Raw genomic sequence first — 12,493 nt, forward strand, 5'->3', positions numbered from 1 at the left:
CGTTACTTGTTGCCACCCAGGCCCGCATTCAGCAGTTCAGCCAGATTGGCTGAAGCTTCATCGGCGGTAACCTGTGGAGCGGCCGGCGCATCACCCAACTGGCGACGACGTGCACGGTCCTGATGGTAGGCGTAACCGGTACCGGCTGGTATCAGTCGGCCTACTATCACGTTCTCTTTCAGGCCACGCAGTTCATCACGTTTCCCGGCAACTGCGGCTTCGGTAAGCACCCGCGTGGTTTCTTGGAACGAGGCTGCAGAGATAAACGACTCTGTCGCCAACGACGCTTTGGTGATACCCAGCAGATCACGGCTGTAGGTCATCTCAACCTTGCCATCCGCATCGAGCTGGCGGTTGGCAATTTTGACCCGCGAGTATTCAGCCTGTTCGCCTTCCAGGAAGTCAGTACCCGCCGAGCTTTCGATGGTGGCTTTACGCAGCATCTGACGAACGATAACTTCAATATGCTTATCGTTAATCTTCACGCCTTGCAGACGATAAACTTCCTGCACTTCGTTGACGATATAGCGCGTTACGGCATGGACGCCACGCAGACGCAGAATGTCATGCGGCGATTCCGGACCGTCGGAGATAACATCACCGCGTTCAACGCGTTCACCTTCAAATACGTTAAGCTGACGCCATTTCGGAATCATCTCTTCGTAGGCATCGCTGCCGTCGATCGGCGAGATAACCAGACGGCGTTTACCTTTGGTTTCTTTACCGAACGAAACTATGCCGCTGATTTCAGCCAGGATAGCAGGCTCTTTCGGGCGACGGGCTTCGAACAGGTCAGCAACGCGCGGCAGACCACCGGTAATATCCTTGGTACCACTGGATTCCTGCGGCAGACGCGCCAGGGTGTCACCGCCGGTGATTTTCACACCGTCTTCCAGCTGCACAATGGTTTTACCCGGCAGGAAGTACTGGGCAGGCATATCGGTGCCGGGGATCAGTACATCATCACCTTTGTCATTGACGATTTTCAGCGCCGGACGCAAGTCTTTACCGCCACCGGTACGTTCAGCCGTATCCAGTACCACGATTGACGACAGACCGGTCAATTCGTCGGTCTGACGAGTAATGGTCTGGCCATCGATCATGTCGGTGAAACGGATGTAACCGTCCACTTCAGTGATAACCGGCATGGTATGCGGGTCCCAGTTGGCCACGGTTTCGCCGCCAACCACTTCAGAACCGTCACCTTTCGCCATTACCGCACCGTAAGGCACTTTATAGCTTTCTTTGGTACGACCGAATTCGTCAATCAGTTTCAACTCGGTATTACGCGAGGTGATAACCAGCTTGCCGGTGCCGTTGATAACGAACTTGGCGTTGCTCAGACGGACGGTACCTTTGTTTTTCACCTGGATGCTGGATTCCGCAGCGTTACGGGATGCAGCCCCGCCGATATGGAAGGTACGCATCGTCAGCTGGGTACCCGGCTCACCGATGGACTGCGCAGCGATAACGCCGATGGCTTCGCCTTTGTTCACCAGATGGCCACGGGCCAGATCACGACCGTAACAGTTGGCGCAAACGCCAAAGTCGGTTTCGCAGGTAACCACCGAGCGAACCTTGATGATATCCACGGAGTTTTCTTCCAGGACGTCACACCATTGTTCATTAAGCAGCGTGTTGCGCTCAACCAGGATATCAGCAGTACCTGGTTTCAATACGTCTTCAGCGGTCACACGACCCAGAACACGTTCACGCAATGGCTCTTTGACGTCGCCACCCTCGATAACCGGGGTCATGGTGACGCCGGCATGGGTGCCGCAGTCATCTTCAGTCACCACCAGATCCTGCGCTACGTCGACCAGACGACGCGTCAGGTAACCGGAGTTAGCTGTTTTCAGTGCGGTATCCGCCAAACCTTTACGAGCACCGTGAGTAGAGATGAAGTACTGAAGTACGTTCAGACCTTCACGGAAGTTCGCGGTGATCGGTGTTTCGATGATGGAACCATCCGGCTTCGCCATCAGGCCACGCATACCCGCCAACTGACGGATCTGTGCGGCAGAACCACGCGCCCCGGAGTCGGCCATCATAAAGATACTGTTGAAGGAAACCTGACGTTCTTCCACGCCATCACGGTTGATGACTGCTTCGGTAGACAGGTTTTCCATCATTGCCTTGGCGACACGTTCGTTCGCTGCGGCCCAGATATCGATAACCTTGTTATAACGCTCGCCAACCGTCACCAGACCAGACTGGAACTGCTGCTGGATCTCAGCCACTTCAGCTTCGGCTTCTTCAATGATTTCCGCTTTCTTGGCCGGGATAACCATATCATCGATACCGACGGAAGAACCTGAACGCGCAGCGTAGGCAAAACCGGTGTACATGATCTGGTCAGCAAAGATAACGGTAGGCTTAAGGCCCAACACGCGGTAACAGGTATTCAGCATCTTGGAGATGGCTTTCTTGCCCAGAGCCTGGTTAACCAGAGCAAACGGCAGGCCTTTGGGCACGATCATCCAGAGTATGGCACGGCCCACAGTCGTATCGACAATGTGCGTGTTTTCTACCCATTCACCGCTTTCATTTTTTTCATGCTCGGTAATACGCACTTTAACACGCGCATGCAGCTCGGCAATACCGCCACGATAGATGCGCTCAGCTTCTTTCGGGCCGGTCAGTACCATGCCTTCGCCTTTGCCGTTCACACGGTCGCGAGTCATGTAGTAAAGACCCAGCACCACGTCCTGGGACGGAACGATGATAGGCTCGCCATTCGCCGGCGACAGGATGTTGTTGGTCGACATCATCAGGGCACGGGCTTCAAGCTGAGCTTCCAGCGTCAGCGGTACGTGTACCGCCATCTGGTCACCATCGAAGTCGGCGTTATAGGCCGCACACACCAGCGGGTGAAGCTGGATGGCTTTACCTTCGATCAGTACCGGTTCGAATGCCTGGATACCCAGACGGTGAAGCGTAGGCGCACGGTTGAGCATTACCGGGTGTTCACGGATGACTTCATCCAGGATATCCCACACCACGGCTTCTTCGCGTTCTACCATCTTCTTGGCGGCTTTGATGGTGGTCGCAAGACCGCGCAGCTCCAGCTTGCCATAGATGAAAGGTTTGAACAGTTCGAGCGCCATTTTCTTCGGCAGGCCACACTGATGCAGACGCAGGTATGGACCGACGGTGATAACCGAACGACCGGAATAATCGACGCGCTTACCGAGCAGATTCTGACGGAAACGACCTTGCTTACCTTTGATCATGTCAGCCAGCGATTTTAGCGGACGCTTGTTGGAACCAGTGATCGCGCGACCACGACGGCCGTTATCCAGCAAGGCATCTACCGCTTCCTGCAGCATACGCTTTTCGTTACGTACGATGATATCCGGCGCAGCCAGATCCAGCAGACGTTTCAACCGGTTGTTACGGTTGATGACGCGACGGTACAAATCGTTCAGATCGGAGGTCGCAAAGCGGCCGCCGTCCAGCGGCACCAGCGGACGCAGGTCCGGCGGCAATACCGGCAGCACGGTCAGGATCATCCACTCAGGCTTGTTGCCGGACTGAACGAAGGCTTCCAGCAGCTTGATACGCTTGGTCAGCTTCTTACGCTTGGTTTCAGAGTTGGTTTCGTCCAGCTCTTCGCGCAGTTGCTCGCATTCAGCTTCCAGATCCATGCTTTTCAGCAGGGCCTGAATAGCTTCGGCGCCCATTTTGGCATCGAATTCATCACCAAACTCTTCCAAGGCATCCAGATACTGCTCTTCAGTCAGGATCTGTCGACGCTCGAGATTGGTCATACCGCCTTCGACCACCACATAGGATTCGAAGTACAGCACGCGTTCGATATCACGCAGCGGCATATCCAGCAGCAGGCCGATACGGGAAGGCAGTGATTTCAAAAACCAGATGTGCGCAGTCGGGGAGGCAAGCTCAATGTGGCCCATGCGTTCACGACGCACTTTGGTCTGAGTCACCTCAACACCGCATTTTTCGCAAATCACGCCGCGGTGTTTAAGACGCTTGTACTTACCGCACAAGCATTCGTAATCTTTTACCGGCCCGAAAATACGCGCACAGAAAAGCCCGTCACGTTCAGGTTTGAACGTACGGTAGTTGATGGTTTCCGGCTTTTTAACTTCGCCGAACGACCAGGAACGGATCATGTCTGGCGAGGCCAGCGCAATTTTGATCGCGTCAAACTCTTCAGTCTTAGTTTGCGCTTTCAGAAACTTAAGCAAATCTTTCACGGATTGGCTCCTGTCGGAGTTAGACCTGTTAGGCGCCTGAAACACTCAGGCGCCCTTATTACCAGTGTGGTGCGGGCCGCACCCGGGCGGAAGAAAATCAGTCTTCTTCCAGCTCGATGTTGATGCCCAGGGAGCGGATTTCTTTCAACAATACATTGAACGATTCCGGCATCCCCGGCTCCATCGTATGGTTGCCATCCACGATATTTTTGTACATCTTGGTACGGCCGTTGACGTCGTCCGACTTGACGGTCAGCATTTCCTGCAGAGTATAGGCGGCACCATACGCTTCCAGTGCCCACACTTCCATCTCCCCGAAACGCTGTCCACCGAACTGCGCCTTACCACCCAGCGGCTGCTGAGTAACCAGGCTGTAGGAACCGGTGGAACGCGCATGCATCTTGTCATCAACCAAGTGGTTGAGTTTCAGCATGTACATATATCCCACGGTTACCTGACGTTCGAATTGCTCACCAGTACGGCCGTCAAACAATGTAATCTGGCCGGAGGTAGGCAGACCGCCCAATTGCAGCAGTTCTTTGATCTCTTTTTCCTTGGCGCCGTCAAATACCGGTGTTGCGATAGGCATGCCCTTTTTCAGGTTCTCAGCCAGACGCAGCACTTCGTCATCGGTGAAGGTGTTCAGGTCAACTTTCTGACGGACGTCATCACCCAGATCATAGGCCTTCTGGATAAATTCACGCAGTCTGGAAACATCTTCCTGTTTCTTGAGCATAGCGTTTATTTTGTCGCCGATGCCTTTTGCCGCCATACCCAGATGCGTTTCCAGGATCTGACCGATGTTCATACGCGAAGGTACGCCCAGCGGGTTCAGCACGATGTCAACCGGCACGCCGTTTTCATCGTAAGGCATATCTTCGATCGGGTTAATCTTTGAGATAACACCTTTGTTACCATGACGGCCGGCCATCTTGTCGCCTGGCTGGATCTGACGTTTAACCGCCAGGTAAACCTTGACGATTTTCAGCACGCCCGGCGCGAGGTCATCACCCTGGGTGATTTTACGACGCTTGGCTTCCAGCTTCTTCTCGAAGACGGTTTTCAATTCATCGTACTGCTCGGCCAACTGCTCGAGCTGGTTCTGCTTTTCTTCGTCGCTAAGGCCCAGCTCCAGCCAGCGCTCACGCGTCAGCTTAGCCAGTTTCTCAGCTTCGATACCGCCGGAAACCAGCACGTCATGAATACGGCCAAACAGGCCAGCTTCAAAGATCTGCAGTTCTTCAGTCAGGTCTTTTTTGGCCTGCTTCAGCTGCATTTCTTCAATTTCCAGCGCCCGTTTGTCTTTTTCCACGCCGTCACGGGTGAAGACCTGAACGTCGATTACCGTACCGGACACGCCATTTGGCACGCGCAGCGATGAATCTTTCACGTCGGAGGCTTTTTCACCAAAGATGGCGCGCAGCAATTTTTCTTCCGGCGTCAGTTGGGTTTCACCCTTAGGCGTTACCTTACCGACCAGGATATCGCCACCGGTCACTTCAGCACCGATATAAACGATACCGGACTCATCCAGTTTGGAGAGCGCAGCTTCACCGACGTTCGGGATGTCGGCGGTGATCTCTTCAGGCCCCAGCTTGGTGTCGCGGGATACGCAGGCCAGTTCCTGGATGTGGATAGTGGTGAAACGGTCTTCCTGTACTACGCGTTCAGAAACCAGGATGGAGTCTTCGAAGTTGTAGCCGTTCCACGGCATGAACGCGACGCGCATGTTTTGGCCCAAGGCCAGCTCACCCAGGTCGGTCGACGGACCGTCAGCCAGTACATCACCGCGTTCCACCGGTTCGCCCAGCGACACGCAAGGGATCTGGCTGATGCAGGTGTTCTGGTTGGAGCGGGTGTATTTGGTCAGGTTGTAGATGTCGATACCCGCTTCGCCAGCCTGCATTTCATCAGGATTGACGTTGATAACGATACGGGAAGCATCCACGTACTGAATGGTACCGCCACGGCGTGCAACGGCGGTAACGCCGGAGTCTACCGCCACCGCACGTTCCATACCGGTACCTACCAGCGGCTTGTCGGCGCGCAGGGTCGGGACCGCCTGACGTTGCATGTTCGCACCCATCAGGGCACGGTTGGCGTCATCGTGTTCCAGGAAGGGAATCAGTGAAGCACCAACCGATACCACCTGCTGAGTCGAAACGTCCATATAGTCCACCTGATCACGGGTGAACAGGCTGGATTCGCCTTTGCTGCGGCAGGTCACCAGGTCGTCAACGAAATGGCCTTCTTCGTCAAGATTGGTGTTGGCCTGGGCAATAACGAAGTTGCCTTCTTCAATCGCCGACAGGTAATTGATTTCGTCGGTAACCACGCCGTTATGCACACGACGATACGGCGTTTCCAGGAAGCCATATTCGTTGGTCTGCGCATAAACAGACAGTGAGTTGATAAGACCGATGTTCGGGCCTTCCGGCGTTTCAATCGGGCATACGCGGCCATAATGGGTCGGATGTACGTCACGGACTTCAAAGCCGGCACGCTCACGGGTCAGACCGCCTGGGCCCAGCGCAGAGATACGGCGCTTATGGGTTATTTCAGACAGCGGGTTGTTCTGATCCATGAACTGAGACAGCTGGCTTGAACCAAAGAACTCTTTCACTGCCGCCGAAATAGGCTTGGCATTGATCATGTCCTGCGGCATCAGCGTGTCCAGGTCACCCAGGGACAGACGCTCTTTGACCGCACGCTCAACACGCACCAGACCGACACGGAACTGGTTTTCCGCCATTTCACCCACGGAACGGATACGACGGTTGCCCAGATGGTCGATATCATCCACTTCACCGATACCGTTACGGATATCAATGAGTTTCTTCATTACTTCGATGATGTCCAGCTTGGACAGAATGCCCGAACCTTCGATTTCTTCACGCAGCAATGAACGGTTGAACTTCATCCGGCCGACGGCGGAAAGATCGTAGCGATCTTCGGAGAAGAACAGGTTCTCGAACAGGTTCTCAGCCGCTTCACGGGTCGGTGGCTCGCCAGGACGCATCATGCGGTAGATTTCAACCAGCGCGCTCAGGCGATCGCTGGTCGGGTCTACGCGTAGCGTTTCGGACATGTAGGCGCCATGGTCCAGATCATTGGTGAACAGCGTCTCAATGCGCTTATGTCCAGCCTGGCTCAGCTTGGCCAGCAGATCCAATGACAGTTCCATGTTGGCCGGGCAGATGATCTCACCGGTGTTTTCGTCGATGTAATCTTTAACAACGACCTTACCGATAATGTATTCAACCGGCACTTCGATTTTTTCAACGCCGTCTTTTTCAAGCTGACGAATATGGCGCGCAGTGATGCGACGACCTTTTTCGACATAGACGGTGCCGCTTGATTCGATATCAAACGACGCGGTTTCACCACGTAAACGCTCAGGAACGAGTTCCATCTGCAGTTTTTTGTCGTGGATTTCATAAACCACTTTGTCGAAGAACGTATCGAGGATCTGGTTCGTGGTGTAATTCAACGCACGCAGAATGATGGTCGCCGGCAATTTACGGCGACGGTCGATACGGACAAACAAATTATCTTTCGGGTCGAATTCAAAATCCAACCAGGAACCGCGGTAAGGGATGATGCGTGCGTTGTAAAGCACTTTACCAGACGAATGCGTCTTGCCCTTGTCGCTATCAAAAAACACACCGGGGCTACGATGCAACTGGGAGACGATAACACGCTCAGTCCCGTTAATCACAAAGGTGCCGTTGTCGGTCATGAGCGGAATTTCGCCCATGTAGACTTCCTGTTCCTTGATGTCTTTTACCGTACCTTCAGGCGCTTCGCGCTCATAAATGATAAGGCGCAGTTTTACGCGCAGCGGTGCCGAAAAGGTCACCCCGCGGATCTGGCACTCTTTGACATCAAAGACCGGTTCGCCCAGACGGTAGCTGACATATTGCAGCTCCGAATTGCCACTGTAGCTCTGGATCGGGAATACAGAACGGAACGCTGCTTCCAGCCCGTACTGACCTTCTGGATCCTGCTCAATAAACTTCTGGAACGAATCCAGCTGTATGGAAAGGAGGTAAGGGATGTCCAAAACCTGGGGACGTTTCCCGAAGTCCTTACGAATGCGTTTTTTTTCGGTATAGGAGTAAACCATAGGGTTCCTCAGCTCGCTGATCAGTGACCCACTCTGCCTGCCTTAACAAGACAGTTCATGCAATACTATTTTATTTATTCAGAGGGGAGGATATCCCTCTGCAATACCCATTTCTATCACTCCCAAATCATTTCGCCGTACGTTGCTAAACCAGGGAGGCTTTACAGGAAATACGGTATATTGAGTCGTCGATAGAAAGAAATATTGAGGTTATTCAATGACTAAATAGTATGAAAAGCCATTGACGCCCTACAGCGCAAAAAGGCTGGTGACCATTAAGCCACCAGCCATCAGCCTGTTGTCAGGCTGCAATCCGGGAGATTAAATTACTTAATCTCAACAGAAGCGCCTGCTTCTTCCAGAGCTTTCTTCAGTGATTCAGCGTCATCTTTGCTCACGCCTTCTTTCATCGTTGCCGGAGCAGACTCAACCAGATCTTTGGCTTCTTTCAGGCCCAGACCAGTTGCGCCACGAACGGCTTTGATGACAGATACTTTGTTACCGCCAATGGCAGTCAGTACGACGTCAAACTCGGTTTTCTCTTCAGCAGCTTCAGCCGGGCCAGCAGCGACAGCTACGGCAGAGGCGGCAGAAACGCCGAATTTTTCTTCCATCAGGGAGATCAGTTCAACAACGTCCATTACGGACATTTCTGCAACTGCGTCCAGAATTTGTTCTTTAGTGATAGACATAACAATTGTTCCTAAAATTCAGAAATAGATTATACGTTTGCCATTGCAACCGAAAGTAAGGGGCAATTAAGCCGCTTCTTTTTGATCGCGCAGTGCAGCCAGAGTACGGACCAGTTTGCCTGCAGAGGCTTCTTTCATGGCCGACATCAGGCGTGCGATAGCTTCGTCGTAAGTTGGCAGAGTTGCCAGGCGATCGATATTAGCCGCCGTGATAACTTCGCCTTCAAAGGCTGCTGCTTTAACCTCGAATTTTGCATTGTCTTTGGCAAAAGCCTTGAACAGACGAGCAGCTGCGCCCGGGTGTTCGTTAGAGAATGCAATCAGGGTCGGACCAACAAACGTGTCTTTCAGGCATTCGAAAGGAGTGCCTTCAACGACGCGGCGCAGCAAGGTGTTGCGAACAACACGCATGTAAACGCCAGCTTCACGACCTGCTTTACGCAGTTCAGTCATTTTATCTACTGTTACGCCACGGGAATCCGCAACCACAGCAGACAGCGCGCCTTTGGCTACTTCGTTGACTTCAGCAACAATCGCTTGTTTGTCTTGAAGATTTAATGCCATTAGCTTTTGCTCCTGGATTTAGCCGGGAAACACCCCGGAACTCACATCGCTTATCGCCAAAATGGTGATAAGCGTCTAAACACGGTGAGCAGAATCCAGCAAACGAATAATGTTATTCAGGCTCTGTCACCGTCTACGCAGGAAGATTAAGTGCTGTTACACACACCTGCGGTCTTGGACGGAGGCTTGGATAGGCCAAGCTCCAACCGAAAAATCTTTGTTCTGTTTCGCCACGATGAAAAAAGCGTCAAATAACGAAACAACGGGCGTTAGATTCTAGACAAATCTTACGCCCGCGTAAAGGGGCAGTTAGACAGTTGTTGTCGCCAGGCCACTTTGATCGACAGACAGACCGGCACCCATAGTGGTTGACAGGCTGACTTTTTTGATGTAGACACCTTTGGCCTGAGTCGGTTTGGCTTTCTTCAGCGCGATCAGCAGGGCTTCCAGGTTTTCTTTCAATTTGTCGGTATCAAAATCCACTTTACCAATGGTGGTATGGATGATGCCGTTTTTGTCATTACGGTAACGAACCTGACCGGCTTTGGCATTTTTAACTGCTTCAGCTACGTTAGGTGTTACTGTGCCGACTTTCGGGTTAGGCATCAGGCCACGCGGACCGAGGATCTGGCCCAGCTGGCCAACCACGCGCATCGCATCCGGCGAAGCGATGACCACGTCGAAGTTGAACTCGCCTTTCTTGATCTGATCAGCCAGATCGTCCATGCCTACCAGATCAGCGCCGGCTTCTTTCGCTGCTTCAGCGTTAGCGCCCTGGGTGAACACGGCAACACGAACAGTACGACCGGTGCCGTGCGGAAGCACGGTAGCGCCACGGACGTTCTGATCGGATTTACGTGCATCAATGCCAAGGTTCACGGCAACGTCGATGCTTTCAACGAACTTGGCGGTGGCCAGTTCTTTCAGCAGGGTAACCGCTTCGCTGATTTCGTATTGTTTGGTGCTGTCCACTTTGTCACGGATAACACGCAGGCGCTTGGTCAGTTTAGCCATTTCTTAGTCCTCCACTACCAGGCCCATGGAACGAGCAGTACCCTCGATGGAGCGAGACATCGCTTCCACGTCGGCACCCGTCATATCCGCCGCTTTGGTTTCCGCGATTTCGCGGATCTGAGCGTTGGTCACTTTACCGACTTTCTCTTTGTTCGGTTTACCAGAACCTGACTTCACGCCTGCAGCTTTCTTCAGCAGAACGGCAGCTGGCGGGGTCTTGGTAACGAAGGTGAAAGAACGGTCGGAATAAACGGTAATAACAACCGGAATCGGTAAACCTTTTTCCATGCTTTCAGTTTTAGCATTGAAGGCTTTACAGAATTCCATGATGTTAACGCCCTGCTGGCCCAGAGCCGGACCTACTGGCGGACTCGGGTTAGCCATACCTGCAGCAACCTGCAGTTTGACATAGGCTTGTACTTTCTTGGCCATGTGTATTTCCTCTAGCGGGTGATAGCGCCGGTTAAGGCTCCCCAGTGTATAAATCTTATTTACATGCGCTACGGCATATAAAAACGAAAGGCGCGAAATTCTAGTTTAATTTCGCGCCTCTGGCAAGCTTTAATATCAGACAGTCGCCGTTGGGCAATCAGCCTTTTTCCACCTGGCCAAAATCCAGTTCGACCGGCGTGGCGCGGCCAAAGATTGAGACCGACACCTTCAGGCGGCTTTTTTCGTAGTCCACTTCCTCGACCACGCCGTTGAAGTCGGCAAACGGGCCATCGCTGACGCGCACCAGTTCACCCGGTTCAAACATGGTTTTCGGACGAGGCTTATCACCGACCTGCTGGAGACGATTCATGATCGCATCCACTTCTTTATCGCTGATAGGCGCTGGGCGATCGGAGGTACCGCCGATAAATCCCATGACACGGGGCACGCTGCGCACTAAATGCCAGCTAGCATCATTCATCACCATTTGCACCAGCACATAGCCCGGGAAGAATTTACGCTCGCTTTTGCGACGCTGTCCGCCACGAATTTCGACCACTTCTTCCGTCGGTACCATCACTTCGCCAAACAGTTCTTCCATATCATGCAGTTTGATATGTTCGCGTAGGGATTGCGCTACGCGTCCTTCGAACCCGGAGAACGCCTGAACGACGTACCAACGTTTTTTCGGAGCTTCAGACATCTTAGAACCTCAGGCCAGTAATAAACGATACCAGACGGACCAGAATACCATCCAGTCCCCACAGAATCAGTGACATCACGGCGGTCACCGCGGCGACGATTAACGTGGTATGTAACGTTTCCTGGCGGGTCGGCCAAATCACTTTACGTACTTCGGTGCGCGCTTCACGCGCAAACGCAACGGTCGATTTGCCTTTTACAGTCATTAAGGCAACACCGCCTGCAATAGCGATAATAAGCACGACAGCCAGCGCGCGCAGCGGCAGGCTATACGCACGGTAATAATAATTACCGACGATGGCCACCACTAACAGTACAGCGACAACTAACCACTTAACCACTTCCAGGCCGCGCCCGCTTCCTTGAGCTTCGGTATTCGCACTCATAAAAAAAACCTGTCACATAGGATTCAGACAAACAACTAAGCCCCGCGTAGGGCGAGGCTACCAACCGAAGAATGCTCTGGATTAGCAACAAAACTCCGGAGTATTACGTCGTAGATGAAGAGCCCATCTCACCAATGATTATGACGTAAAATCGCTAATGAGATAGGTTCTCTATCACAGCGTAGAAAAAGGGCATCAAATGATGCCCTCTAACCGCGCGTCACGTCAAATGTTATTCGATAACTTTATCTGACGGTGCGATCTTAAGCGATAACTTTCGCTACCACGCCGGCGCCGACAGTACGGCCACCTTCACGGATGGCGAAACGCAGGCCGTCATCCATGGCGATCGGGGCA

At 52.9% G+C, this 12,493-nt stretch carries 9 protein-coding genes; all 9 read right to left on the reverse strand.

Annotated features, from left to right (window positions below; genetic code table 11):
* Positions 1–2: 2 nt before the first annotated feature.
* Entirely contained in the window at positions 3–4,220 is a 4,218-nt protein-coding gene (rpoC, locus tag EDC52_RS19090) for a DNA-directed RNA polymerase subunit beta' (RefSeq protein ID WP_131867848.1), read from the reverse strand.
* A 97-nt stretch (positions 4,221–4,317) separates the two neighbouring features.
* Positions 4,318–8,346, reverse strand: coding sequence for a DNA-directed RNA polymerase subunit beta (gene rpoB / locus EDC52_RS19095; RefSeq protein ID WP_131867850.1), 4,029 nt, complete (start codon positions 8,344–8,346; stop codon positions 4,318–4,320).
* Between the two features lie 326 nt (positions 8,347–8,672).
* Positions 8,673–9,038 carry a 50S ribosomal protein L7/L12 gene (gene rplL / locus EDC52_RS19100; RefSeq protein WP_131867852.1) on the reverse strand — a complete coding sequence of 122 codons (366 nt, stop codon included), beginning with the start codon at positions 9,036–9,038 and terminating at the stop codon, positions 8,673–8,675.
* Positions 9,039–9,104: 66 nt separating this feature from the next.
* The gene (gene rplJ, locus EDC52_RS19105; protein ID WP_131867854.1) at positions 9,105–9,602 is read right to left on the reverse strand and encodes a 50S ribosomal protein L10; all 498 of its coding nucleotides are present in this window, start codon (positions 9,600–9,602) and stop codon (positions 9,105–9,107) included.
* A 309-nt stretch (positions 9,603–9,911) separates the two neighbouring features.
* Positions 9,912–10,616, reverse strand: a complete 705-nt coding sequence (rplA, locus tag EDC52_RS19110) for a 50S ribosomal protein L1 (protein WP_131867856.1) — start codon at positions 10,614–10,616, stop codon at positions 9,912–9,914.
* Between the two features lie 3 nt (positions 10,617–10,619).
* On the reverse strand, positions 10,620–11,048 hold the full coding sequence (gene rplK / locus EDC52_RS19115; protein WP_131867858.1) for a 50S ribosomal protein L11: 429 nt from the start codon (positions 11,046–11,048) through the stop codon (positions 10,620–10,622).
* A gap of 157 nt (positions 11,049–11,205) precedes the next feature.
* On the reverse strand, positions 11,206–11,751 hold the full coding sequence (gene nusG, locus EDC52_RS19120) for a transcription termination/antitermination protein NusG (protein WP_131867860.1): 546 nt from the start codon (positions 11,749–11,751) through the stop codon (positions 11,206–11,208).
* A gap of 1 nt (position 11,752) precedes the next feature.
* Positions 11,753–12,136: a preprotein translocase subunit SecE gene (gene secE, locus EDC52_RS19125; RefSeq protein ID WP_131867862.1), complete on the reverse strand. Its 384-nt coding sequence runs from the start codon at positions 12,134–12,136 to the stop codon at positions 11,753–11,755.
* A gap of 263 nt (positions 12,137–12,399) precedes the next feature.
* On the reverse strand, positions 12,400–12,493 hold a 94-nt coding region (locus tag EDC52_RS19130), incomplete at its 5' end, for an EF-Tu C-terminal domain-related protein (protein WP_131867864.1).

It is taken from the genome of Biostraticola tofi, from assembly GCF_004343195.1.
Taxonomy (GTDB): domain Bacteria; phylum Pseudomonadota; class Gammaproteobacteria; order Enterobacterales; family Enterobacteriaceae; genus Biostraticola; species Biostraticola tofi.

Bases quoted from the DNA above. Each gene is read 5' to 3' on its own strand.
- rpoB (WP_131867850.1), bottom strand. From the start codon at position 8,346: ATGGTTTACTCCTATACCGAAAAAAAACGCATTCGTAAGGACTTCGGG.
- rplL (WP_131867852.1), bottom strand. From the start codon at position 9,038: ATGTCTATCACTAAAGAACAAATTCTGGACGCAGTTGCAGAAATGTCC.
- rplJ (WP_131867854.1), bottom strand. From the start codon at position 9,602: ATGGCATTAAATCTTCAAGACAAACAAGCGATTGTTGCTGAAGTCAAC.
- rplA (WP_131867856.1), bottom strand. From the start codon at position 10,616: ATGGCTAAACTGACCAAGCGCCTGCGTGTTATCCGTGACAAAGTGGAC.
- rplK (WP_131867858.1), bottom strand. From the start codon at position 11,048: ATGGCCAAGAAAGTACAAGCCTATGTCAAACTGCAGGTTGCTGCAGGT.
- nusG (WP_131867860.1), bottom strand. From the start codon at position 11,751: ATGTCTGAAGCTCCGAAAAAACGTTGGTACGTCGTTCAGGCGTTCTCC.
- secE (WP_131867862.1), bottom strand. From the start codon at position 12,136: ATGAGTGCGAATACCGAAGCTCAAGGAAGCGGGCGCGGCCTGGAAGTG.